The sequence below is a fragment of the Actinotalea fermentans genome, assembly GCF_007991475.1.
GTDB lineage: Bacteria > Actinomycetota > Actinomycetes > Actinomycetales > Cellulomonadaceae > Actinotalea > Actinotalea fermentans.
This window is the reverse complement of sequence record NZ_BJYK01000001.1, coordinates 820,083-844,100: the sequence shown is the minus strand read 5'-3', so window position 1 is coordinate 844,100 and position 24,018 is coordinate 820,083. Positions and strand designations below refer to the sequence as shown.

21 protein-coding genes are annotated in these 24,018 nt (G+C 72.5%); 14 read left to right on the top strand and 7 right to left on the bottom strand.

Translation table 11 applies throughout. From position 1 onward, the window contains the following. Positions 1–36 precede the first annotated feature (36 nt). The 3 genes from AFE02nite_RS03895 to AFE02nite_RS17575 all read right to left on the bottom strand — a co-directional run bounded on the left by AFE02nite_RS03895 (position 37) and on the right by AFE02nite_RS17575 (position 2,903). Positions 37–750, bottom strand: a complete 714-nt coding sequence (locus AFE02nite_RS03895; RefSeq protein ID WP_034244533.1) for a response regulator transcription factor — start codon at positions 748–750, stop codon at positions 37–39. After that, complete coding sequence (locus AFE02nite_RS03890; RefSeq protein WP_146819101.1) at positions 729–2,099, bottom strand: sensor histidine kinase; 1,371 nt, start codon at positions 2,097–2,099, stop codon at positions 729–731. Before AFE02nite_RS03890 ends, AFE02nite_RS03895 begins: the two co-directional genes overlap by 22 nt. Positions 2,100–2,354: 255 nt before the next feature. Beyond that, positions 2,355–2,903, bottom strand: a complete 549-nt coding sequence (locus tag AFE02nite_RS17575) for a hypothetical protein (protein ID WP_052113527.1) — start codon at positions 2,901–2,903, stop codon at positions 2,355–2,357. A 187-nt stretch (positions 2,904–3,090) separates the two neighbouring features. Here AFE02nite_RS17575 and uvrB point away from each other — a divergent pair, with 187 nt between their 5' ends. From uvrB to uvrA, 5 genes are all read left to right on the top strand, one after another. Continuing rightward, a complete protein-coding gene (gene uvrB, locus AFE02nite_RS03880) occupies positions 3,091–5,187 on the top strand; it encodes an excinuclease ABC subunit UvrB (RefSeq protein WP_034244540.1) in 2,097 nt (698 codons plus the stop codon). A gap of 242 nt (positions 5,188–5,429) precedes the next feature. After that, the gene (locus AFE02nite_RS03875; RefSeq protein WP_146819100.1) at positions 5,430–6,122 is read left to right on the top strand and encodes a hypothetical protein; all 693 of its coding nucleotides are present in this window, start codon (positions 5,430–5,432) and stop codon (positions 6,120–6,122) included. 271 nt (positions 6,123–6,393) lie between these two features. Continuing rightward, entirely contained in the window at positions 6,394–7,428 is a 1,035-nt protein-coding gene (locus tag AFE02nite_RS03870; RefSeq protein ID WP_034244545.1) for a TerC family protein, read from the top strand. Between the two features lie 70 nt (positions 7,429–7,498). Continuing rightward, positions 7,499–8,821 carry a serine/threonine-protein kinase gene (locus tag AFE02nite_RS03865; RefSeq protein ID WP_146819099.1) on the top strand — a complete coding sequence of 441 codons (1,323 nt, stop codon included), beginning with the start codon at positions 7,499–7,501 and terminating at the stop codon, positions 8,819–8,821. Positions 8,822–8,883: 62 nt separating this feature from the next. After that, a complete protein-coding gene (gene uvrA / locus AFE02nite_RS03860; protein WP_034242969.1) occupies positions 8,884–11,751 on the top strand; it encodes an excinuclease ABC subunit UvrA in 2,868 nt (955 codons plus the stop codon). Positions 11,752–11,812: 61 nt separating this feature from the next. On the opposite strand, the gene AFE02nite_RS03855 is transcribed toward uvrA, so the two are convergent. Further along, complete coding sequence (locus tag AFE02nite_RS03855; RefSeq protein WP_034242972.1) at positions 11,813–12,325, bottom strand: OsmC family protein; 513 nt, start codon at positions 12,323–12,325, stop codon at positions 11,813–11,815. A gap of 112 nt (positions 12,326–12,437) precedes the next feature. Here AFE02nite_RS03855 and uvrC point away from each other — a divergent pair, with 112 nt between their 5' ends. From uvrC to AFE02nite_RS03810, 9 genes are all read left to right on the top strand, one after another. Next, positions 12,438–14,465: an excinuclease ABC subunit UvrC gene (uvrC, locus tag AFE02nite_RS03850; protein WP_034242974.1), complete on the top strand. Its 2,028-nt coding sequence runs from the start codon at positions 12,438–12,440 to the stop codon at positions 14,463–14,465. A gap of 21 nt (positions 14,466–14,486) precedes the next feature. Next, on the top strand, positions 14,487–15,434 hold the full coding sequence (rapZ, locus tag AFE02nite_RS03845; protein ID WP_034242976.1) for an RNase adapter RapZ: 948 nt from the start codon (positions 14,487–14,489) through the stop codon (positions 15,432–15,434). Between the two features lie 3 nt (positions 15,435–15,437). After that, positions 15,438–16,409, top strand: a complete 972-nt coding sequence (locus AFE02nite_RS03840) for a gluconeogenesis factor YvcK family protein (protein WP_034242977.1) — start codon at positions 15,438–15,440, stop codon at positions 16,407–16,409. A 16-nt stretch (positions 16,410–16,425) separates the two neighbouring features. Continuing rightward, positions 16,426–17,406 (top strand): DNA-binding protein WhiA, encoded by a 981-nt coding sequence (gene whiA, locus AFE02nite_RS03835; protein WP_034242979.1) that lies wholly within the window; start codon positions 16,426–16,428, stop codon positions 17,404–17,406. A gap of 239 nt (positions 17,407–17,645) precedes the next feature. Next, complete coding sequence (gap, locus tag AFE02nite_RS03830) at positions 17,646–18,650, top strand: type I glyceraldehyde-3-phosphate dehydrogenase (RefSeq protein WP_034242981.1); 1,005 nt, start codon at positions 17,646–17,648, stop codon at positions 18,648–18,650. 151 nt (positions 18,651–18,801) lie between these two features. Continuing rightward, positions 18,802–19,992, top strand: a complete 1,191-nt coding sequence (locus AFE02nite_RS03825) for a phosphoglycerate kinase (protein WP_034242984.1) — start codon at positions 18,802–18,804, stop codon at positions 19,990–19,992. A 4-nt stretch (positions 19,993–19,996) separates the two neighbouring features. Beyond that, the gene (tpiA, locus tag AFE02nite_RS03820) at positions 19,997–20,791 is read left to right on the top strand and encodes a triose-phosphate isomerase (RefSeq protein ID WP_146819098.1); all 795 of its coding nucleotides are present in this window, start codon (positions 19,997–19,999) and stop codon (positions 20,789–20,791) included. 162 nt (positions 20,792–20,953) lie between these two features. Beyond that, the gene (gene secG, locus AFE02nite_RS03815) at positions 20,954–21,196 is read left to right on the top strand and encodes a preprotein translocase subunit SecG (RefSeq protein WP_034242987.1); all 243 of its coding nucleotides are present in this window, start codon (positions 20,954–20,956) and stop codon (positions 21,194–21,196) included. A 12-nt stretch (positions 21,197–21,208) separates the two neighbouring features. Then, positions 21,209–21,556, top strand: a complete 348-nt coding sequence (locus tag AFE02nite_RS03810) for an RNA polymerase-binding protein RbpA (protein ID WP_034242989.1) — start codon at positions 21,209–21,211, stop codon at positions 21,554–21,556. A 108-nt stretch (positions 21,557–21,664) separates the two neighbouring features. On the opposite strand, the gene AFE02nite_RS03805 is transcribed toward AFE02nite_RS03810, so the two are convergent. Genes AFE02nite_RS03805 through AFE02nite_RS03795 form a run of 3 tightly spaced genes read right to left on the bottom strand, consistent with a single transcriptional unit; the run spans position 21,665 to position 24,008 of the window. Further along, positions 21,665–22,348, bottom strand: coding sequence for an O-methyltransferase (locus AFE02nite_RS03805; protein WP_034242991.1), 684 nt, complete (start codon positions 22,346–22,348; stop codon positions 21,665–21,667). Continuing rightward, positions 22,345–23,094 carry a 6-phosphogluconolactonase gene (pgl, locus tag AFE02nite_RS03800; protein ID WP_034242993.1) on the bottom strand — a complete coding sequence of 250 codons (750 nt, stop codon included), beginning with the start codon at positions 23,092–23,094 and terminating at the stop codon, positions 22,345–22,347. Before pgl ends, AFE02nite_RS03805 begins: the two co-directional genes overlap by 4 nt. Then, positions 23,091–24,008, bottom strand: coding sequence for a glucose-6-phosphate dehydrogenase assembly protein OpcA (locus AFE02nite_RS03795; RefSeq protein ID WP_034242994.1), 918 nt, complete (start codon positions 24,006–24,008; stop codon positions 23,091–23,093). The genes pgl and AFE02nite_RS03795 overlap by 4 nt, the downstream gene beginning before the upstream one ends. Between the last annotated feature and the right edge of the window lie 10 nt (positions 24,009–24,018).

Below are 24,018 nucleotides of genomic sequence, written 5' to 3'. Positions count from 1 at the left end.
ACCTGCGCGGGGGCATCGTCAGAATTGACGATCTGGTCAGTGCCCGGCGGCGCTCCGGCCACGCCCTGCCCTCGTGGTCGGGCGAGGGCTCTGCGGGTACTGGTCGCCTGCCTGCCGCCGCAGGTCGTGCGCGCGAGCCACGGCCTGCAGCTGGCTACGTACGCCGAGCTTGACGAGCACGGACCGGATCTGCGCCCGCACCGTCGTCAGCGACACCCCGGCGTCCTGGGCGATCTCCTGGGCACTCAGGCCCTGGCAGAGGTGGTCGAGGACGTCCTGCTCGCGGCTCGAGAGCCTGCCGAGCAGCGCGGTCGCCGAGGCCTGCTCGGCCCTGCGTCGGGCGGCTGCGGCCAGGATCGCCGCGCGTCGCTCGTCCTGCACGGGCCCCTCGCCGGACCGGATCGTGACGATGGCGCTGACCAGGTCGGTGAACGGCTGGTGCTTGTCGACGATCGCCAGCGCACCTGACTCGAGGGCATGGGCGAGAGGGACGGGGTCGGTGGTCCCGGTCACGACCACGACCCGTGCGCCGCGCTGCGTGAGCGGAGCGACGGCGCGCGTCCCGTCCCGTCCGTGACCGAGCCGGAGGTCCAGGAGCACCAGCGTGCCTCGTTCGACGGTCGGGATGACCTCGTCGAGCTCAGCCGGGTCGACCAGCCGGGGCTGGAGACCCTCGTCGACGAGTGCGGCCGCGACGGCTTGGGCGAGGAGCTGGTGGTCCTCGACGATCAGGACGCTGTCGCCGACCACAGCTCACCACGCCCATCGGTCAGCCGCGTGGCCCGCGGCAGGTCGATCATGATGGCGGCGCCCGCTGAGCCCTGGGGCCGCAGGATCGTGAGGTCCCCGCCGTCGGCGCGGATCAGGCGGGCCGCGACGGGGAGACCGAGGCCGCGGAGCGGTCTGGCGCCGTCGCTCGTGTGGGGCGGATCCGTGAGGATCGCTGGGTCGAGCCCCGGGCCGTCGTCGGTCACGATCACCCGAACCGTCGCGTCGACATGGGCCCCGATGGTCACGCGCGAACCGGGCGCGTGGTCGGCTGCGTTCGTCAGGAGGTTGCCGACCGCCTCGGCGAGGGCTTGTGGCCGTCCAGCCGCCTGGACGTCGGCGGAGACGTCGAGGTCGATCAACTGCCCGCACGCGCGGTGGGCGAGCACGACGGGAAGCAACGCGGCTCGGACGCCGAAACCCTGGTGGGTCGCCAGCGGCAGCTGTGCGACGAGGGAACGCAGTCGGGCGAGCTCGGAGCCGAGCGCGGCTGCCAGGGCGGCGTCGTCGGGCTCTCCACGGTGCGCGACGTGGCGCCGCAGGACCTCGCTCGCGCCCTCGAGGGCGAGCAGCGCCGACCTCAGCTCGTGGCTCCGTTCGGCCTGTTCCCGCGTGAGGCCGTCGAGCGACTCGACGGCGTCGCGCCAGCGCTCCCGGAGGGACGAGTTGGCGCGGCCGACGGCGCGGAGGGCCAGGCGCGAGTCGGCGATCGTGACGGGGAGGATCAGCGCGAGTGCCCCGGCCTGGACGGCCGCCGTGAGGAGGTGGGCGGCCGGTGGCGTGGGGCCTGTGGAGGCGACGGCCGGTGCGACGACGAGGAACGTGAGGGCGGACGCGGTGCAGGTCAGGCTCCGGCGCTTGAGGCGCAGGCCCGACGCGGCTGCCACGCCGGCTCCGACGACGACGGTGAGCGCTCCCGCGACCTCGAGCCATGACTGACCGGCGACCGTCCACACGGTCAGGGCCGACGCGACCCCGGGATGGGCTCCGACGAGGACCGCCGCCGCTGCCGCGCAGACCCCGACGGCGGCCGCCGGGACCCCCAGGCGGGACCGGCTGACGACGTCGGGACAGCGCAGGATGCTGACGAGGGCGGCGGTCGCGCCGATCGTGCCGATGAGCTGACCGAGCGCCCCGCCTACTCCGTCGACAGGGGTGGCGGCGAGCGGGACGACGACCGTCCCGTACACCGTGAAGGCCACGCACAGCCGCGCCGCAACGGCGTCCCCGACGAGGCGCCACCGGACGAACGACTGCTCGGCGATCACCGCGCACGAGGCGATGGCCAGGCTGGCGAGCAGGAGGGTGAGGGCGCCCGTCGCGGCTGGCACGGTCGCATGCAGCGCGATCGCGACAGCGCACGCGGACCCGGTCACAGCCGTCATGGCGGCCGCGTCGCGGAAGGCATCCGTCGCGCTGGCGGGCGTTGACCTGCACGGCGTGGCGCGTCTGTCGCGCCCGCGGTAGGGGGGGTCGGCCGAGCGGCCGGCGGACGACCTGGCCACAGCCGCACGATACGCCCGAGGCCCGCGCAGGATGGGTCAAACGGGACGCCGACGTAGGCTGACGATCCTCAGGGGCGGCGGTCAGCCTGCGTAGGTTGGCACCGCCATGAACGCCCTGGCCGGCAGCGCCTTCGGCGGCCGGGGGAGTGACGTGGGTGCGGCAGGGTCGCCGGGATCACCGGGGTCACCGGGGTCACCAGGGTCGCCGGGGTCACCAGGATCACCGGGGTCACCAGGACCGCGTGGGTCGAGCGGGTCACCCGGCTCCAGGGGATCGCAGGGCTCCAGCTCGACGAACCGGTAGACGCCCATCGAGAACCGGGAGTCGTCCTGGGGGCTCCGCAGGACGCCCGTCGCGACGAGTGCATGGACGCGGTCACGCATCTCCTGCGTCCCGTACTTGTACAGGTCCACCTGGACGGCGCCGTCACCGCACGGGGGTACGCCGTCGGGCAGGTATGTCTGCGGGAAGGTGGCCCACCCCTGGAACGTCCCGGGCATGAGCCAGGCGACCTCGATCGTCTGGGACATCTCGGCCGCGTCGTCCTCCGGGGCGGCGAGGGCCGTGGGAGCACTCGCCAGGACGACCGCCGCGGCAAGCCCTGCCGACGTGGCAAATGTCCGTCTCATGAGGGATTCACCTTTCGCCCGAAGTGAGACGTAGTTAAACATTCTGAAACGTTGGTCACCATCAACACGGGGCGGACCGGACAGAACTTCACCCGCTCGGAGCATCAAGCCCGGCGGGTGGCGTGCCGGACGGCGGCGCGAGTGCTCGAGTGCCGGCCATGTCGGAGGGGCGGCGTACCGTGAACGAGTGCGTCCCGTGACCGATCTGCAGCGCCGGATGACCCCGTTGGAGGTCGTCTCCGACTACCGCCCGTCGGGCGACCAGCCCCAGGCGATCGACGAGCTGGCTCGCCGGATCCAGGCGGGGGAGAAGGACGTCGTCCTGCTGGGTGCGACGGGCACCGGGAAGTCCGCGACCACGGCATGGCTCATCGAGCGGCTGCAGCGGCCGACGCTGGTCATGGCGCCGAACAAGACCCTTGCCGCGCAGCTCGCCACCGAGTTCCGCGAGCTGCTGCCGAACAACGCCGTCGAGTACTTCGTCTCGTACTACGACTACTACCAGCCCGAGGCGTACATCGCGCAGACGGACACCTACATCGAGAAGGACTCCTCGATCAACGAGGAGGTGGAGCGCCTGCGGCACTCGGCGACGAACTCGCTGCTGACCAGGCGCGACGTCGTGGTGGTCGCCTCGGTGTCGTGCATCTACGGTCTTGGCACGCCGCAGGAGTACGTCGACCGCATGGTCCCGATCGCGGTCGGTGACCAGATCGAGCGCGACCAGCTGCTCCGTCGGTTCGTCGCGATGCAGTACTCGCGCAACGACATGGCGTTCACGCGCGGCACGTTCCGGGTGCGGGGTGACACCGTCGAGATCATTCCCGTGTACGAGGAGCTGGCCGTCCGCATCGAGTTCTTCGGGGACGAGGTCGAGGCGATCCAGACCCTCCACCCCGTCACGGGCGACGTCCTGCGTTCGGAGCAGCAGACGTTCCTCTTCCCGGCCTCGCACTACGTCGCGGGACCCGAGCGGATGGAGCGGGCAGTGGCGGGGATCGAGGCCGAGCTGGAGGAGCGGCTCGCGGAGCTCGAGGCCCAGAACAAGCTGCTCGAGGCGCAGCGCCTGCGGATGCGCACGACCTACGACCTGGAGATGATGCGCCAGGTCGGCTCCTGCTCCGGGATCGAGAACTACTCGCGCCACATCGACGGGCGCGCGGCGGGCACGCCGCCGAACACGCTGCTCGACTACTTCCCCGAGGACTTCCTGCTCGTCATCGACGAGTCGCACGTGACCGTGCCGCAGATCGGCGCGATGTACGAGGGGGACATGTCCCGCAAGCGGTCTCTCGTCGAGCACGGCTTCCGGCTGCCGTCGGCCATGGACAACCGCCCGCTGCGCTGGGAGGAGTTCGTCGAGCGGATCGGCCAGACGGTCTACCTCTCTGCGACGCCGGGCGCCTACGAGCTCGCCCAGTCCGACGGGGTCGTGGAGCAGATCATCCGGCCGACCGGCCTCGTGGACCCCGAGGTCGTGGTGAAGCCGACGCGCGGCCAGATCGACGACCTCCTCGACGAGATCCGGACGCGGACCGAGAAGAGCGAGCGCGTCCTGGTGACGACCTTGACCAAGAAGATGGCCGAGGACCTGACGGACTACCTGCTCGAGAAGGGCGTGAAGGTCCAGTACCTGCACTCCGAGGTCGACACGCTCCGCCGCGTCGAGCTCCTCCGGGAGCTGCGGCTCGGCACGGTCGACGTCCTGGTCGGCATCAACCTGCTGCGCGAGGGTCTCGACCTCCCGGAGGTCTCGCTGGTCAGCATCCTCGACGCCGACAAGGAGGGCTTCCTGCGCTCCGACACGTCGCTGATCCAGACCATCGGCCGCGCGGCACGCAACGTGTCGGGTCAGGTCCACATGTACGCCGACGTGATCACGCCCTCGATGGCGCGGGCGATCGACGAGACGAACCGACGGCGCGAGAAGCAGCTCGACTACAACCGGCGCAACGGCATCGACCCCACGCCGCTGCGCAAGCGCATCGCAGACGTGACGGACATGCTGGCGCGCGAGGACCTCGACACGGCCGAGCTCCTCAAGGGTGGCTACCGGCAGCCGGGGCGCGGCGCCCGCGGTGCGCAGGCACCCGTGCCGGCCGGCGGTGGCGCGGCCCGGCGGGCGGACGTCCCGGCGGGCGACCTCGCCGAGCTCGTCCACGAGCTGACCGAGCAGATGCATGCGGCCGCCGCAGAGCTCCAGTTCGAGCTCGCCGCAAGGCTGCGGGACGAGATCGCGGACCTCAAGCGAGAGCTGCGGAAGGTGCGCGCAGCCACGGCCTGAGAGGCGTGGCGCAGGGTGTCCGCCTCTGACGGAGGAAAGGCCGGTGCGCACCCTGCGGCGGCCCATCGGTGGAGCGCTCGGGCGAACGTCGTCGCAGGTAGGCGAATTCTCGATCTTGATCGCGCAAGAATCCACAGCGACACGCCCGATCGGGTGAGGGTCTGGCGAAAACGGGACGAAATCGGGCATAGTTCACCTCGGGACGAACTCGTCCATATCCCCCAGCCCGAGGACTCTCGAACATGCGTACCGCGCGCCGTCGCTCGACCCTTGTGGCCCTCTCTGCGGGCCTGATCATCGCTCTCCTCCCAGCTGCCGCCGACGCGTGCGACAGGCCGCCCCGCCCGGGGCACGGCGACCGCGACCGCGCCACCGAGCTCACGCTGGTCTACGTGTACAAGAAGGTCGACGCGAACGCGCCCGCCTCGTGGAACAACTCGGGTGAGCAGAGGCTGATCCAGGTGCGCGACGGCCTGTCCTTCGCGACGTCGATCGACGCGTCGCTCCTGCCCGCCGACGTGTGCGGTCCTGGCTGGGCCGTTCAGGAGGACAAGACGCGCGGCCTGGAGCGCAACGCGGTGCCGACCGTCGTCGACCGCCGCACCAACACCGGCGTCCTCAAGTGGCCCCCGATCGTCGAGGCGCGTCACCGCGAGCTGTCGCAGTACGTCGCCGTCCCTGAGTGCGCGCCGGTCGTGCCCGTCACGCCGCCGCCCACGACCCCGCCGCCGACCATCCCGCCGGTGGTGACGCCGCCGCCCACGACCCCGCCGGTCGTCACGCCGCCGCCCACGACCCCGCCGGTCGTGACCCCGCCCCCGACGACGCCGCCGACCACCCAGCCGGTGACGCCGCCGACGACGGCTCCGGTCGTCGTCGCTCCGGCCGCCTCCGCAGCCGTTCCCGTCGTGGCCGCACCGGCGTTCGCGGGCTGAGTCCGAGACTCGTCCCCGACGGCCCCCGGGGCCGTGAGGGGCCTGGCGCCGACACGCGTGCGCGTGCCGGCGCCGGGTGCTGTCCCGGCCTGGTCGGGGGTGCGTGGGCGCGGTCGGTCGAGCCGAGGCCGTACCCTTACCTCGGAGGGGAGTACTCCCGACGCAGGTGCGCCGTCATCACGATCGCCGTCGAGGGCGGTCCGGTGCCCTGGCCCGGAACCCGGGTGGAGGAGACCTCCGGTGCACCCACCGACGTACCGGAGGTTGTCGCGTGTCCGTTCCTGTCTGGGTCTGGGGCCTCACGGTCCTCGGCGTCCTGGGCCTCATGGTCTTCGACTTCTACGCACACGTGCGGACGCCTCACGAGCCGACCTTCCGAGAGTCGGCGTTCTGGTCGGTGTTCTACATCGCGCTGGCGCTGGTGTTCGGCGTCGGGCTGCTGCTCGTCTGGGGGCCGTCGCACGGCGGTGAGTACTTCGCCGGGTACGTGACGGAGAAGAGCCTGTCGGTCGACAACCTCTTCGTCTTCCTCATCATCATGACGAGGTTCGCCGTCCCGCGGATCTACCAGCAGAAGGTGCTGCTGGTGGGCGTCGCGATCGCGCTGTTCCTCCGCGGGCTGTTCATCTGGGCGGGCGCCGCGGCGATCGAGCAGTTCTCGTGGGTCTTCTACCTCTTCGGCGCATTCCTCATCTACACGGCGGTGAAGCTCGCGCGCGAGGACCACGACAGCGAGGCCCCCTCCGAGTACCACGAGAACCGGCTGCTCCGGCTCGTGCGCCGCGTCCTGCCGTCGAGCCCGGAGTACCACGGGGACAGGCTGACGGTCGTCGAGGGGGGCAAGCGGCTCGTGACGCCCATGCTCATCGTGATGGTCGCGATCGGGTCGACGGACGTCCTGTTCGCGCTCGACTCGATCCCCGCGATCTACGGCCTGACGAAGGAGCCGTACATCGTGTTCACGACGAACGCGTTCGCCCTGCTGGGCCTGCGCCAGCTGTACTTTCTCCTCGGCGGGCTCCTGCAGCGTCTCGTCTACCTGTCCGAGGGTCTCTCCTTCATCCTCGCGTTCATCGGCGTCAAGCTCGTGCTCGAGGCGCTGCACACCAACGAGCTGCCGTTCGTCAACGGCGGGGAGCCGGTCGGCTGGGCGCCGGAGATCCCGATCTGGCTCTCGCTGACGGTGATCCTCGGCACGCTGACGATCGCCACGGTGGCGAGCCTGGTCTCGACCCGCAGGGCCGAGCGCGCGTCCGACGCGGCCGCCTCCGCGCCCGTCGCCACCGGGGACGAGACGGGCGACTGATCCCGACGTGCGGGTCGCGTCCCCGCGACCTACCGTCGACAGGTCCGCCGTCGTCGCTCGAGGAGGCCCTGTGTCCGCGTCCGCGGTCGTCCCGGGGGTCCTTCTCGACTCCCGGTACCGGCTCGGCGAGGTGATCGGTGCCGGCGGGATGGCGACCGTGCACCGTGCTCGGGACGAGGTCCTGGCCCGGGACGTCGCCGTCAAGCTGTTCCCTGCGACGGGCGCACCGGAGGACCTCGAGCGGCAGCAGGCCGAGATCGCCGTGCTGGCGCGTCTGAACCACCCCGGGCTGGTCCGGCTGCTCGACGCGGGTGTGGCGGGGGATCGGGGCGCCGGGCGCCTGGCGCACCTCGAGCGCTCGTTCCTCGTGATGGAGCTCGTGCCCGGACCGACCCTCGCCGAGGTCCTGGACGGCGGGCCGCTGCCCCCGGCCACCGTCGCCGCCGTCGGGGCACAGCTCGCCGGCGCCCTCGCCGCGGTCCACGAGGCGGGAATCGTCCACCGGGACGTGAAACCGGCGAACATCCTGCTCGCCGAGGCCGGGTGGGGCCACGGGGCGGCCACGGTGCCGACGGTCAAGGTGGCGGACTTCGGCATCGCGCGCCTGGTCGACGCGGCGCGGCTGACGGTCACGGGCATGACCCTGGGCACCGCGAGCTACCTGAGCCCGGAGCAGGCGGTGGGCGGCGCCGTCGGCCCGGCGACCGACGTGTACGCCCTGGGCCTGGTGCTGCTCGAGTGCCTGACAGGACGCAAGGCGTTCGCCGGGACCGTGGCGGAGGTGGCCGCCGCCCGGGTGACGACGGACCCCGTCGTCCCGGCGGAGCTCGGGTCGACGTGGGTCGCCCTGCTGACCGAGATGACGCGGCGGGACGACGACGCCCGGCCGACGATGGCGGCGGCCGCCGGTCGCCTCGCGGAGCTGGTGGCGCGCGAGGAACCCACGATGGAGCTGACGGCCCGCCTCCCGGCGATCCCGGTCGCGGAGGCTGAGGCCCCCGCCCTGCGGCCGCGTCGCGCGGCCGGCCGTGGACCGCTCGGGCTCGACCGGCGCGGGACGCGGGTGCTGGCGGCCGGCCTCGTCCTGGCGGCCGGCGCGGTGGGTGGTGTCGCCCTCTGGCCGTCGCCCCCGACGCCGACGGCGGACGGCGGGGACGTCCGGGTGGCCCGCCGTTCCGACCGGGCAGCTCCTGCCAGCGCTCCGGCGGTCGCGCCGGAACCGGCCGCAGGTGAGCGGCAGGGGGGTGACGAGCCGCGTGGGCGCGCGGGTGGCCCGGGCGGCGGGAAGCCCGACACCGGCCCGGGGCGCGACGGACCCGGCGGCGGCCCTCGCGGTGACGACGGCCCTCGCGAGCGTCCGGGCAACGGGCGCGGCCGGGGGGCAGAGGGCTGACGGGTGGGTCGCCGTGCTTCGAACGTCTGTATGATGTCGGTGTGCATGCCTACCATGGCGCCGTGAACGACCGTCTGCGCATCCAGGGAGCGCGTGAGCACAACCTGCGGAACGTGGACCTCGATCTTCCGCGCGACAGCCTCATCGTCTTCACCGGCCTGTCGGGCTCGGGCAAGTCGTCACTGGCGTTCGACACCATCTTCGCCGAGGGCCAGCGACGCTACGTCGAGAGCCTGTCGTCGTACGCGCGGCAGTTCCTGGGCCAGATGGACAAGCCCGACGTCGACTTCATCGAGGGCCTGTCGCCTGCCGTGTCCATCGACCAGAAGTCGACGAACCGGAACCCGCGGTCGACGGTGGGGACCATCACGGAGGTCTACGACTACCTCCGGTTGCTCTACGCGCGCGCAGGGACGCAGTTCTGCCCGGTGTGCGGCGAGCAGGTCAGCCGTCAGACGCCGCAGCAGATCGTCGACCGGCTGCTCGAGCTGCCCGACGGGACGCGCTTCCAGGTGCTGGCGCCGGTGGTCCGCGGACGCAAGGGCGAGTACTCGGACCTGTTCCGGGAGCTGCAGGGGAAGGGCTTCGCCCGCGCGCGGGTCGACGGCGAGGTGGTCGCGCTCACCGAGGCACCGACGCTGGAGAAGAAGCTCAAGCACTCCATCGAGGTGGTCGTCGACCGACTCGTGGCGCGCGACGGCGTCCAGCGGCGTCTGACCGACTCCGTGGAGACTGCCCTGCAGCTCGCGGGGGGTCGCGTCGTGGTGGAGCTCGTCGACGCCGATGCCGACGACCCCGGCCGCGAGCGGCGGTTCTCGGAGTTCCGGGCGTGCCCGAACGACCATGAGCTCGCGCTCGACGAGATCGAGCCGCGCACCTTCTCGTTCAACGCCCCGTACGGTGCCTGCCCGGAGTGCACCGGGATCGGGAGCCGTCTCGAGGTGGACCCGGAGCTCGTCATCCCCGACGAGGACGCGACGCTCGCCGACGGCGCCGTCGCACCGTGGGCGGGGACGTCGTCGGAGTACTTCGTGCGCGTGCTGTCGGCGCTGGCCGAGGAGCTCAGCTTCTCGATGGACGTGCCCTGGCGTGCGCTGCCGGAACGCGCTCGGCAGGCCGTCCTGTACGGCCAGAACCACAAGGTGCACGTCAAGTACCGGAACCGGTGGGGCCGCGAGCGGCAGTACTCCACGGGGTTCGAGGGCGTGATCTCGTTCATCGAGCGGCGCCACGCAGAGACCGAGTCGGACTGGTCGAAGGACCGGTACGAGGCGTACATGCGTGAGGTGCCCTGCCCGTTGTGCGACGGGCAGCGACTCAAGCCCGAGGTGCTGGCTGTGCGGGTCGGCGGCCTGTCGATCGCCGAGCTCTGCCGCCTGCCGCTGCGCGAGGCGCGCGACTTCCTCGACCGCCTCGAGCTCGGCGAGCGCGAGCGCGTGATCGCCGTCCAGGTGCTCAAGGAGATCCAGGCGAGGCTCGGGTTCCTCCTCGACGTCGGGCTCGACTACCTCTCGCTCGAACGCGCGGCGGGGACGCTGTCCGGCGGTGAGGCGCAGCGCATCCGGCTGGCCACGCAGATCGGTTCCGGTCTCGTGGGCGTGCTGTACGTGCTCGACGAGCCGAGCATCGGGCTGCACCAGCGGGACAACCGGCGCCTGATCGACACGCTGACGCGGCTCCGGGACCTGGGGAACACGCTGATCGTCGTCGAGCACGACGAGGACACCATCCGGACCGCTGACTGGATCGTCGACATCGGTCCGGGTGCGGGGGAGCACGGCGGGCGGGTGGTGCACTCCGGTGACCTCGAGGGCCTGCTGCGCTCGCCCGAGTCCGTCACGGGTGCCTATCTGTCGGGTCGCCGCGAGATCCCGACGCCGGCCGTGCGTCGGCCGCTGGACCCCTCGCGTGTGCTGACGGTCGTCGGTGCGCGCGAGCACAACCTGCGCGGGATCGATGTGGAGTTCCCCGTCGGGAACCTCGTGGCGGTCACGGGTGTCTCCGGCTCCGGCAAGTCCTCGCTCGTCAACGGGATCCTGTACCCCGTCCTGGCGAACGAGCTCAACCGCGCCCGCCAGGTGCCCGGTCACCACACCCGCGTCACAGGTCTCGAGCACCTGGACAAGGTCGTGCACGTCGACCAGGGGCCGATCGGCCGCACCCCGCGGTCGAACCCGGCGACCTACACCGGCGTCTGGGACCACGTCCGCAAGCTCTTCGCGCAGACGACGGAGGCGAAGGTGCGGGGCTACACCCCGGGCCGGTTCTCGTTCAACGTCAAGGGCGGTCGCTGCGAGGCGTGCTCCGGTGACGGGACCATCAAGATCGAGATGAACTTCCTCCCCGACGTCTACGTGCCGTGCGAGGTGTGCCACGGCGCGCGGTACAACCGCGAGACGCTCGAGGTGCACTTCAAGGGCCGTACGGTGGCCGAGGTCCTCGACATGCCGATCGAGGAGGCGGCCGAGTTCTTCAGCGCCGTCCCGGCCATTGCGCGGCACCTGAAGACGCTGGTCGACGTCGGCCTCGGCTACGTGCGGCTGGGGCAGCCGGCGCCGACCCTGTCCGGCGGCGAGGCACAGCGCGTGAAGCTCGCCAGCGAGCTGCAGAAGCGCTCGACGGGCCGCACTGCCTACGTCCTGGACGAGCCCACGACGGGCCTGCACTTCGAGGACATCCGCCGGCTGCTCGGCGTCCTGCAGTCGCTCGTCGACAAGGGCAACACGGTCATCGTGATCGAGCACAACCTCGACGTCATCAAGAACGCCGACTGGATCATCGACCTGGGACCCGAGGGCGGCACGGGCGGCGGGACCGTCGTCGCGGAGGGCACGCCCGAGGAGGTGGCCCAGGTGGAGGCCAGCCACACCGGGCGCTTCCTGCGGGAGGTCCTCGACCTCGAGGAGCAGCCCCGGAGAGTCAGCGCCTGAGGCCCGTCAGCGGTCGAGGCCGTTCAGACGGTCCAGGCAGGTCAGGCGGTCGACGGCCGCTTCACTCGTCGGCAGCCGCCCCGAGGACGCGCAGCGGTGCCGGATCGTGGCGCACGGGGAAGTTGACGGACCGAGCGATGAAGCAGTGCTCGCGGGCGGCCGCGTGCAGCGCGGCCAGGTCCTGGTCGGTGACGGCGCTCCCGTCTGCGCGCTCGGCAGCGGCCAGGGTCACCGACGGTCGGAGCACCACGTCGATGAACTGGCCATGGCCGGCCGCCTCGACCCGCATCCGGCCCTGCGCGGAGTCCGTGTACCCGACCACGACCACGCCGGCGGTCGAGGCGAGGTGCAGGAACCAGAGCATGTGGCACTGGGCGAGGGCGGCGACGAGGAGCTCCTCGGGCGTGTAGCGCGACGGGTCGCCGCGGAACGCGGGGTCCGCGGATCCGGCCAGCGGGGGCTTGCCGTCGAAGGTGACCTCGTGGTCGCGGCTGTACGCCGCGTAGCCCGTCGTCCCGGTGCCCTGTGCGCCGGTCCACCTCAGTGCCGCCTCGTACGTGTGCAGGATGCCCATGCCTCACGGTAGCCGGGCCACCCGGGACGGTCGTGGCGGGACGCGGCCGCGCCGCAGGGCGACCGCCAGGCGGCCTCGGCCGGTGGTCGGTGGCGTCATCTAGCCTGGTCCGGTGGCGGATCCAGCGACCTATCGGCCGGCGCCGGGGCAGATCCCGGACACCCCCGGCGTGTACCGCTTCCGCGACGAGCACGGGCGGGTCATCTACGTGGGCAAGGCGAAGAGCCTGCGCTCGCGGCTGAGCTCGTACTTCCAGGACGTCGCTGCGCTGCACCCGCGCACCCAGATGATGGTGACGACCGCGGCGTCGGTCGAGTGGACGGTGGTGGGCACGGAGGTCGAGGCGTTGGCCCTCGAGTACTCCTGGATCAAGGAGTTCGACCCCCGCTTCAACGTGAAGTACCGCGACGACAAGTCGTACCCGTACCTCGCCGTCACCATGGGTGACGAGGTGCCCCGGGTCCAGGTGATGCGCGGCGCGAAGCGCCCCGGCACCCGCTACTTCGGTCCGTACGGCCACGCCTGGGCGATCCGGGAGACCGTCGACCTGCTCCTGCGCGTCTTCCCGGTGCGGACGTGCTCGTCGGGGGTCTTCAAGCGGGCGGCGCAGACGGGGCGGCCCTGCCTGCTGGGCTACATCGACAAGTGCTCGGCACCGTGCGTCGGGCGGGTGTCGGTCGAGGAGCACCGGGCGCTCGCCGAGGACTTCTGCGACTTCATGGCGGGGGAGACCGGCCGGTACGTGCGGCGCCTCGAGGCGTCGATGCGTGAGGCGGCGGCGAACCTGGAGTACGAGCGCGCGGCGAAGCTCCGCGACGACATCGGGGCGCTGCAGCGGGCGACGGAGAAGAACGCGGTCGTGCTGGCGGACGGCACGGACGCGGACGTGTTCGCGCTGGCGGGTGACGACCTCGAGGCCGCCGTCCAGGTCTTCCACGTCCGCGGTGGCCGGATCCGTGGCCAGCGCGGCTGGGTGGTGGAGAAGGTCGAGGACCTCACCGACGCCGAGCTCGTGGAGCAGCTCCTGCTGCAGGTCTACGGCGAGGGCGCCGGCGCGCTGCCCACGCCGCAGGACCGCGCGTCGGGCGGCGCGCGCCGCCCCGAGCGGGCGGCCGAACGTCATCGGGCGGTGCCACGGGAGGTCCTCGTCCCGGTCCTGCCGGCCGACCTCGCCCAGGTCGAGGACTGGCTGAGCGAGCTGCGCGGGGCGCGGGTGCACGTTCGGGTTCCCCAACGGGGCGACAAGAAGGCGCTCGCGGACACGCTGCGCACGAACGCGGTGCAGGCGCTGGCGCTGCACCGCACGCGCCGGGCCGGTGACCTCACCACGCGGAGCCAGGCGTTGCGCGAGCTGCAGGAGGCGCTCGGGCTGGCCGAGGCGCCACTGCGGATCGAGTGCTACGACATCTCGACGACCCAGGGCACGCACCAGGTGGGCTCGATGGTCGTGTTCGAGGACGGCCTGCCCCGGACGTCGGAGTACCGGACCTTCGGGGTCCGCGGCGCCGACGGGAGCGGGGCCCGGGACGACACCGAGGCGATCCACGAGGTGCTGACGCGCCGGTTCCGGCGCTACCAGGCGGACCTGGAGGCGAACGCTGCGCAGGCCTCCGGCGAGATCGCGGCGGCCGCGGCGGACCCGGCGGACGAGGGTCCGGCGGAGTCCGAGTCCCGGCGGCGGTTCGCCTACCCGCCCAACCTCGTCGTCGTCGACGGCGGGCCGCCGCAGGTCGCGGCCGCGGCCCGGGCGCTGGCGGAGCTCGGCGTCGTCGACGTGGCCCTCTGCGGGCTGGCCAAGCGCCTCGAGGAGGTCTGGCTCCCGGGGGAGGAGTACCCGCTCATCCTGCCGCGCGGTTCCGAGGGCCTGTACCTCATGCAGCGCGTGCGCGACGAGGCGCACCGCTTCGCCATCAAGCACCACCGTGCCCGCCGGAGCAAGGGCATGACGGTGTCGGTCCTCGACGACGTCCCGGGCCTCGGTCCGGCCCGACGCGCGGCGCTGCTGGCGCACTTCGGCACGGTGGGGCGGCTCCGGGCCGCCTCCGTGGAGGAGATCGCGGCGGTCCGGGGGATGGGTCAGCGCACGGCCCAGGCGGTGCACGACGCGCTGATCGGGGCCGGTCCTGCCGTGACCGGCTGAGACGTTTGGCATGCTGGAGCCATGACGGGCCAGCACGGGAACGAACCGCCGGCCACGACTGTGCCGACAGGCATCTCGTCGCTCGAGGTCTCCGGCCGGGTCCGGCGGCGCGAGCAGCCCGAGCTCCTCGTGATCACCGGCATGTCCGGGGCCGGACGCACCAAGGCCGCCGCCGTGCTCGAAGACCTCGACTGGTACGTCGTCGACAACCTGCCCGCCCAGCTCCTCACCCAGCTCGCCGGCATGCTCTCGACCGGCCCGGGCGGTGTCCACCGGCTGGCCGCCGTGGTGGACGTCCGTGGCCGGGAGTTCTTCGCCGACCTGGTCAACGTCATCGACTCCCTCCAGGAGGCGGGCATCGCGCACCGCATCCTGTTCCTCGAGGCGAGCGACGCCGTCCTGGTCCAGCGCTTCGAGGCCGTGCGGCGCCCGCACCCGCTCCAGGGCGACGGGCGCATCCTCGACGGCATCGCCGAGGAGCGCGCCCTCCTCGCGGAGGTCAAGTCGCGCGCCGACGTCGTCCTCGACACCTCTGACCTGACGGTGCACGACCTCGCGCGCGAGGTGCGCGCCGCCGTGAGCGGCGACGAGGACGGCCTGCGCGTGCACGTCGTGTCGTTCGGGTTCAAGTACGGGCTGCCGCTCGACGCCGACCACGTGGTCGACGTCCGCTTCCTCGCGAACCCGTACTGGATCAGCGAGCTGCGCCACCTGACCGGGCGTGACGAGCCGGTCCGCGACTACGTGCTGGGGCTGCCGCGGGCCACCGAGTTCGTGGCGCGCTACGCCGACGCGCTGGACCCGGTGCTCGACGGCTACCTGCAGGAGGACAAGCGCTACGTGACCATCGCCATCGGCTGCACCGGCGGGAAGCACCGCTCCGTGGCGCTGGCGGAGGCGCTGGCCGGCGAGCTGCGCGGGCGCGGGCATCGGGTCGCCGTCACGCACCGCGACCTCGGTCGGGAGTGAGGGATGGAACGTTCGAGCGGTAGCGGTCCTGCGGTCGTCGCCTTCGGGGGCGGGCACGGCCTGTCGGCCAGCCTGTCCGCGCTGCGCCTGATGTCGGACCGGCTCACCGCCGTCGTCACGGTGGCGGACGACGGCGGATCCTCCGGGCGGCTGCGCGAGGAGATGGACGTCCTGCCGCCGGGGGACCTGCGGATGGCGCTGTCGGCCCTGTGCGACGACTCGGAGTGGGGTCGTCTGTGGCGGGACGTGATGCAGCACCGGTTCCACTCCGAGGGCTCCATGAACCAGCACGCGGTGGGGAACCTCCTCATCGTCGCGCTGTGGGAGCTCCTCGGGGACCCGGTGTCCGGGCTGGACTGGATCGGACGGCTCCTCGGCGCACGCGGCCGGGTCCTCCCGATGGCGTCGGTCCCGGTCGCGATCGAGGCGGACATCCGTAGTCCCGGGGACGACGCCGTGCACGTCGTCCGGGGCCAGAGCGCGGTCGCGGCGGCGCCCGGCGAGGTGTGCCACGTGCGCCTGACGCCCGCGGACCCGCCCGTGCCGGCCGACGTGCTCGCCGCTCTCGATGCCGCCGACTGGGTGGTTCTGGGGCCGGGTTCCTGGTTCACCTCGGTGCTGCCGCACCTGCTCGTGCCCTCGATCGTCGACGCGCTCCGGCGCTCGTCGGCGCGCCGCTGCCTCACGCTCAACCTGTTCCCGGACAGCGGCCCTGGCGCCGGGATGACGTGCCACCAGCATCTCGACGCCCTCGCCGAGCACGCCCCTGACCTGCGGTTCGACGTCGTCGTCGCCGATCCGTCGGCGGTGGAGGACCTGGACCGGATGCACGCGCAGGTGGAGGCGCTCGGGGGGCAGCTGCTGCTTCGCCAGGTGCGGGTGGGGGACGGCACCGCGCGGCACGACGCGCTCCGTCTCGCGGCCGCCTTCCGGGACGCCTTCGAGGGAACGCTGGGAGATGTCGGTCCGCGGTGATGGCAGGATGAGCGCCATGGCGCTGACGGCACAGGTGAAGGACGAGCTCGCCGCCCTCCCCGTGGAACGGACGTCGTGGCGCAAGGCAGAGGTGGCAGCGATGCTGCGCTTCGCCGGCGGGCTGCACATCATCTCGGGCCGGATCGTGATCGAGGCCGAGCTCGACACGGGGGCCGCCGCGCGCCGCCTGCGCCAGTTCATCTCGCAGGTCTACGGGCACACGAGCGACGTCGTCGTGGTGAGCGGTGGCGGCATCCGCCGCGGCACGCGGTACGTCGTGCGCGTCGTCAAGGACGGCGAGTCGCTCGCCCGTCAGACGGGGCTGCTCGACGGGCGCGGGCGTCCGGTGCGCGGCCTGCCCTCGCAGGTGGTCTCCGGCGGGGTCGGGGAGGCCGAGGCGGCCTGGCGCGGGGCCTTCCTGGCCCACGGCTCGCTGACGGAGCCCGGGCGTTCGGCGGCCCTGGAGGTCACGTGCCCCGGACCGGAGGCGGCCCTCGCACTGGTCGGCGCCGCCCGCCGCCTCGGGATCCCGGCGAAGGCACGCGAGGTCCGCGGGGTGGACCGGGTCGTCATCCGCGACGGCGACGGCATCGGTGCGATGCTCACGCGGCTCGGTGCGCACGACGCGGTGCTGGTCTGGGAGGAGCGGCGCATGCGCCGCGAGGTCCGTGGCACGGCCAACCGCCTGGCGAACTTCGACGACGCGAACCTGCGCCGGTCGGCACGCGCCGCGGTCGCGGCCGGAGCGCGCGTCGAGCGGGCCTTCGAGATCCTCGGCGAGGACGTCCCCGAGCACCTGCGCGAGGCGGGCCGGCTGCGTCTGGAGCACAAGCAGGCCTCGCTCGAGGAGCTCGGGCAGCTGGCCGACCCGCCCCTGACGAAGGACGCCGTCGCCGGCCGTATCCGGCGGCTCCTGGCCACCGCGGACAAGCGTGCCGAGGAGCTCGGCATCGCGGACACCGAGGCGAGCCTGACGCCGGACATGCTCGACGTCTGACCGCTCCCCGCGGCAGGATCGAGGCGTGCACGACGGCGCGCGGGCGGCTTTGTACCAGTCACTGAAACGGCTCTGTGCTGGCCAAACGTCCTGCAGAACCGGCAGCTGGCCTTGTGTAGCCTGGGGGCATCTGGGGACCGAGAATCGCGGTCCTGCCAGGCGCGCGTACAGCGGTGTACGCATCCGTTAGTGATCACATCACGCGTGCCGGCGACACCGGCGCGCCCGAGGAGGGCATTGTGACCATCCGCGTCGGAATCAACGGCTTCGGCCGCATCGGACGTTCCTTCTACCGCGCCGCCCTCGAGCAGGGCGCGGACTTCGAGGTCGTCGCGGTCAACGACCTGACCGACAACAAGACGCTGGCCCACCTGCTCAAGTACGACTCCGTCTTCGGCCGGATCGCGGGCGAGGTCTCCTACGACGAGGAGTCGATCACCGTCGGCGGCAAGCGCATGCGTGCCCTCGCCGAGACCGACCCGACCAAGCTCCCCTGGGGCGAGCTCGGCGTCGACATCGTCATCGAGTCCACGGGCCGGTTCACGGACGCCACCAAGGCCGCCGCGCACATCCAGGCCGGTGCCAAGAAGGTCATCATCTCCGCCCCGGCGAAGAACGAGGACGCGACCTTCGTCGTCGGCGTGAACCACACCGACTACGACCCGGCCACGCACAACATCATCTCGAACGCCTCGTGCACCACGAACTGCCTCGCCCCGATGGCGAAGGTGCTCGACGAGTCGTTCGGCATCGTCCGCGGCCTCATGACCACCATCCACGCGTACACGCAGGACCAGAACCTGCAGGACGGCCCCCACAAGGACCTCCGCCGTGCGCGCGCCGCCGCCCTCAACATGGTCCCGACCTCGACCGGTGCGGCCAAGGCCGTCTCGCTCGTCCTGCCGGGCCTCAAGGGCAAGCTCGACGGCTACGCCATGCGCGTGCCGACGCCCACCGGCTCCGCGACCGACCTCACCTTCACCGCTGCCCGCGAGGTCACGGTCGAGGAGGTCAACGCCGCGATCAAGGCTGCGGCCGAGGGCCCGCTCAAGGGCGTCCTGAAGTACGTGGACGAGCCGATCGTCTCGACCGACATCGTCGGCGACCCGGCCGCGAGCATCTTCGACGCCGGCCTCACCAAGGTCATCGGCGACCAGGTCAAGGTCGTCTCGTGGTACGACAACGAGTACGGCTACTCCTGCGCGCTCGTGAAGCTCACCTCGTACGTGGCCGAGCGGCTCTGACCGTCAGCTAGCTGACCGACATGCGTCCGCGTGCGCGCCCCGCGAGGGACGGGCACGCGGACGCAGTCGTGTCGGGCGCCTGGTGCGCCCGGTGCGCCCCCACGCGCACCCCACCGACCCGCAGCACCCCCCCGACCTCCATGGAGGAAGCATGAAGACGATCGCCGACCTCGGCGACCTGCGCGGCAAGCACGTGCTCGTCCGCTCCGACTTCAACGTGCCGCTCGACGGCACGACGATCACGGACGACGGCCGCATCCGCGCCGCCCTGCCGACGCTCAAGGCCCTGCTCGACGGCGGTGCCCGCGTCATCGTGACCGCGCACCTCGGCCGCCCGAAGGGCGAGCCGGACGCGAAGTACTCGCTCGCGCCGGTCGCGGCCCGCCTCGGCGAGCTCCTCGGCCAGCCCGTCGCCCTCGCCGAGGACGTCGTCGGCGACTCGGCCAAGGCCACCGTCGCCGCGCTCGAGGACGGCCAGATCGCGCTGCTCGAGAACATCCGCTTCGACGCTCGCGAGACCTCGAAGGACGACGCGGTGCGTGGCGAGCTCGCCGACGAGCTCGTGGCGTTCGCCGACGCCTTCGTCTCGGACGGCTTCGGCGTGGTCCACCGCAAGCAGGCGTCCGTGTACGACGTCGCGCTGAAGCTGCCGCACGCGGCCGGCTACCTGGTCCAGCTCGAGGTCGAGTCGCTGCGCAAGGCGACCGAGAACCCCGAGCGTCCCTACGTCGTCGTGCTCGGCGGCTCCAAGGTCTCCGACAAGCTCGGCGTGATCGCGAACCTCATCGAGAAGGCCGACAAGCTGCTCATCGGCGGCGGCATGGTCTTCACGTTCCTTGCCGCCAAGGGCTACGAGGTCGGCACCTCGCTGCTCGAGGCCGACCAGGTCGACACGGTGAAGGGCTACCTCGAGACCGCTGCGGCCAAGGGCGTGGAGATCCTCCTGCCGGTCGACATCGTCGCCGCCGACGCGTTCGCCGCCGACGCCGCCCACGAGGTCGTCGCCGCCGACGCGATCCCCGCCGACAAGATGGGCCTCGACATCGGCCCGAAGTCGGGCGAGCTCTTCCGCGAGGCGATCCTGTCCGCGAAGACGATCGCCTGGAACGGCCCGATGGGCGTCTTCGAGTTCCCGGCCTTCGCCGAGGGCACCCGCGCCGTGGCGCAGGCCCTGGTGGACTCCGAGGGCTTCTCGATCGTGGGCGGTGGCGACTCCGCCGCGGCCGTGCGCAAGCTCGGCTTCGACGAGGCGGGCTTCGGCCACATCTCGACCGGTGGCGGGGCGAGCCTCGAGCTCCTCGAGGGCAAGACCCTCCCCGGCATCGCGGTTCTGGAGGACTGACCCCGTGGCAGCTGCACGCACGCCCCTGATGGCGGGCAACTGGAAGATGAACCTGGACCACCACCAGGCCACCCATCTCGTCCAGAAGCTCGCCTGGACCCTCAAGGACGCCAAGCACGACTACGCGGCCGTCGAGGTCGCCGTGATGGTGCCCTTCACGGACCTGCGCTCGGTGCAGACGCTCGTCGACGCCGACAAGCTCGAGCTCGGCTACGGCGCGCAGGACGTCTCGGCGCACACCGACGGCGCGTACACCGGTGAGATCTCGCCGGTGATGCTCGCCAAGCTCGGCTGCCGCTACGTCGTCGTCGGCCACTCCGAGCGGCGTCAGTACCACGGCGAGGACGACGCGCTCGTCGCCGCCAAGGCGCGGTCCGCGTTCGGTCAGGGCATCGTCCCGATCGTGTGCGTCGGCGAGGGCCTGGACATCCGCAAGGAGGGCCGTCAGGTCGAGTACACGCTCGCCCAGGTCGAGGGCTCGCTCGCCGGCCTGACCGCCGAGCAGGCGGCCCAGGTCGTCGTCGCCTACGAGCCGGTGTGGGCCATCGGCACGGGTGAGGTCGCCACGCCGGAGGACGCGCAGGAGGTCTGCGAGGCCATCCGGGGCAAGCTCCGCGAGATGTTCACCCCGGAGATCGCCGACGCCGTCCGCGTGCTCTATGGCGGCTCGGTGAAGTCCGGCAACATCGCGGCGATCATGGCGAAGCCTGACGTCGACGGCGCGCTCGTCGGCGGGGCCAGCCTCGACGCCGAGGAGTTCGCGAAGATCGTGCGGTACCAGTCGCACAACGTCGGCTGACGTCCTCGCCCGACGTCGCACGTCGAGCCGAAGTCCCCACGCCCGGTCATCCGTTCGGCCGGCCGGGCGTGGGACTTCGGGATCGGCGTCGCGTCGCCTATCCTTGACCAGCCGCCACACCGGCGCCCTCGGCGCCCTCACCCACTGACGAAGGAACTCTTCGTGGACGCACTGCGCATTGTCCTGCAAGTCCTGCTGGTGATCACCAGCGTCCTCGTGGTGCTGCTCGTGCTGCTCCACAAGGGGCGCGGCGGCGGCCTCTCGGACATGTTCGGCGGCGGCATCTCGAGCACGGCAGGCAGCTCCGGCGTCGCCGAGCGCAACCTGAACCGGCTCACCGTGGGCCTGGCCCTCGTGTGGACCCTGATGATCATCCTGCTGGGCCTGCTCCAGCGGGTCAGCTGAGGACGGCGCAGCATGGCGAGTGGTAGTGCGATCCGGGGCTCGCGCGTCGGCGCGGGCCCGATGGGCGAGGCCGAGCGGGGTGACTCGGCGCCGCGGTTCTGGGTGTCCTACTGGTGCGCCAACGGGCACGAGACGCGCCCGAGCTTCTCGGAGGAGGCCGGCGTCGAGGTGCCCGAGAACTGGGACTGCCCGCGATGCGGCTTCCCGGCCGGGCGCGACAAGGACGCGCCGCCGGAGCCCGTGCGCAACGAGCCCTACAAGACGCACCTCGCGTACGTGAAGGAGCGCCGCAGCGACGAGGACGGCGCGGCCATCCTCGACGAGGCGCTCGCCGCCTTGCGCGCGCGGCGCGGCGGCTGACCCGGCGCGGCAGCTGAGACGACCCTGAAGGGCCGGCACCGACGAGGTGCCGGCCCTTCGGCGTCCGGCGCCGCGCGCACCACGGTGCGCCGCGGTGACGCCGAGGCGTCAGACGTCCAGGCGGGCGACAAGCATTCCGTCGTAGCCCTTGGAGCCGACCGTCTGCACGACGGTCGCGGTGAGCCGGTCGTGCGCGGCGACCGCCTCGATGACCGCGCGGGAGCCGCGAGCGGCGGCGTCGGCACCCGGGTCGAGGACGGTGCCCCCGCGCACCACGTTGTCCACGACGACCAGGCCGCCGGGCCGCAGGAGCGCCAGCGCGGCGTGCAGGTAGGCGGTGTTGCCGGGCTTGTCCGCGTCGATGAAGGCGAGGTCGTACGGCTCGGGCCGCTCGGCGGCCAGGCGCGCCAGTCCCTCGAGAGCGGGCCCGACGCGCACCTCCACCACGTCCGTCAGGCCCGCGGCGGCGAGGTTCTCACGCGCGACGGCCGCGTGGTGCTCTGAGAGCTCGAACGTGGTCAGCACGGGGTCGGGACCGCGCAGGGCGCGGGCCAGCCACACCGCGCTCACACCGGCCAGCGTGCCGACCTCCAGAGCCCGTCGGGCACCGATGCTGGCGGCGAGGAGCGCGAGGAGCCTGCCCTGCTGCGTCGAGACGGCGATCGGAGGCAGCCCGGCGCCGTCGGCCGTGCGCTGGGCTGCGACGACGGCGTCGGGGGCGGGCAGCACGCCATCGAGCCACCGGTCGACGAGCACCCAGGGAGGCGGGTCGGTGACGCCGTCCGACGTCACGACGCGGCCGCGACGTCGAGAAGCCAGAGGGTCCTGGTACGGCCGCGCACCGCGGCAGCGGGGATCTCGGCTGGGTCGGCGCCGGCGAGCGCCCGTCGCACCGCCTCGGCCTTGTCCGCGCCGGCGACCACCAGCCACACCTCCTGGGCGGCCTCGATGGCCGGCAGCGTGAGGCTCACGCGTTCCGGCGGCGGCTTGGGGGAGTCGGTGACGCCAACCGTGGTGCGGTCGACGACGCCGAGCGTGGCCTGTCCGGGGAACAGCGAGGCCACGTGCCCGTCGGGGCCGACGCCGAGCAGCAGCACGTCGAAGACGGGCACCGGCGGTCCGGCGTCGTCGCCGTCCGCGGCGTAGCGCGCGAGCTCGGCGGCGTAGGCGACGGCGGCGTCGTGCGGTGAGGTGAGGTGAGGGCCGAGCGGGGGCGCGGCGTGCACGTTCTCCGGCGGCAACGCCAGCCCGTCCAGCAGGGCCGCGCGGGCCTGCGTCTCGTTGCGCTCCGGGTCTCCGGCGGGCAGGAACCGCTCGTCCCCCCACCACACGTGCACCCCGGTCCAGTCGACGGCGTCGCGCAGCGGCGAGGCCGCGACCGCGGCGAGCACGCGGGCGCCCATGCCGCCGCCCGTGAGGCCGACATGGACGGGCCGGTGCAGGGACTGGGCGTCCATCAGGCGCAGGAGCAGGCGGGCGGCGGTGCCGACGGCGAGCGTCTCGGCGTCCGGGTGGACGACCACCAGGGGCGCCGTCACGGGAGCACCCGGGCCAGGCCGGAGCCCAGGACCTCGCCGTAGACCTCGTCGGCGTCCATGCGGCGCAGGTCCTCCGAGAGGCACTCGCGCAGCTCCCGCAGCGGCATGGCCAGGTGCCGCTCCGGTTGTCCGGGGTGCACGAGCGTGGCGCGCCGGCCGTCTGGACGGTCGATCCGGACCGGGCCCGACGCCCGCTCGAGCACCACGTGGGTGATGCCGGCGGCGCCCTCCACGGCCACCACCTCGACGGGGCAGTCCAGCGCCTCGGCCAGCCAGGCACCGAGGAGCCACATCGACGGGTGCCGCTCGTCGCCCGCGACGACCGCGGAGGTGACCGGCTCGTCGGGTGGCAGGTCGAGGGCCGCGGCGAGGAGCCCGCGCCAGACCGTCAGGCGGGTCCACGCGAGGTCGGTGTCGCCCGCGGTGTAGCCGTTGCGCAGGCGCCGCAGCGTGCCGATCGGGTCGGCGCAGGCGACCGAGTCGGTGATCCGGCGCTGGGCCATCTGACCGATGGGGTGCATGGCAGGACGCTCGGGGATCTCCCGGGGCCACCACGCGACGATCGGCGCGTCGGGCAGCAGAAGCGGCATGACGAGCGTGTCGCTGTGCTCGAGCATCTCCCCGGACGCGGTGAGCAGCACGACCTCGCTCGCCCCCGCGTCGCCGCCGACGCGAATCTGGGCGTCGAGCCGCGCGGCGGCGGCGCCGCTGTGCCGCGCCAGCACGATGACCCGCATCGGGTGCTCGCGGCTGACGTCGTTGGTGACGGCGACGGCGTCCTCGACGTCCGTGGCGTGGGCGTCGATGACGAGCGTCAGGACCCGTCCCAGCGCGACGGCGCCGCCCTCCTCGCGCAGGTGGACGAGTCGGCGCGCGACCTCGGCGGTCGTGGTGTCGGGCAGGTCGACGATCATCGGGCACCTC

Coding starts and splice junctions, on each gene's coding strand:
- AFE02nite_RS17575 (WP_052113527.1), bottom strand. CDS start 2,903: ATGAGACGGACATTTGCCACGTCGGCAGGGCTTGCCGCGGCGGTCGTC.
- AFE02nite_RS03875 (WP_146819100.1), top strand. CDS start 5,430: ATGCGTACCGCGCGCCGTCGCTCGACCCTTGTGGCCCTCTCTGCGGGC.
- AFE02nite_RS03855 (WP_034242972.1), bottom strand. CDS start 12,325: ATGGGCATCCTGCACACGTACGAGGCGGCACTGAGGTGGACCGGCGCA.
- rapZ (WP_034242976.1), top strand. CDS start 14,487: ATGACGGGCCAGCACGGGAACGAACCGCCGGCCACGACTGTGCCGACA.
- AFE02nite_RS03840 (WP_034242977.1), top strand. CDS start 15,438: ATGGAACGTTCGAGCGGTAGCGGTCCTGCGGTCGTCGCCTTCGGGGGC.
- whiA (WP_034242979.1), top strand. CDS start 16,426: ATGGCGCTGACGGCACAGGTGAAGGACGAGCTCGCCGCCCTCCCCGTG.
- AFE02nite_RS03825 (WP_034242984.1), top strand. CDS start 18,802: ATGAAGACGATCGCCGACCTCGGCGACCTGCGCGGCAAGCACGTGCTC.
- AFE02nite_RS03810 (WP_034242989.1), top strand. CDS start 21,209: ATGGCGAGTGGTAGTGCGATCCGGGGCTCGCGCGTCGGCGCGGGCCCG.
- AFE02nite_RS03795 (WP_034242994.1), bottom strand. CDS start 24,008: ATGATCGTCGACCTGCCCGACACCACGACCGCCGAGGTCGCGCGCCGA.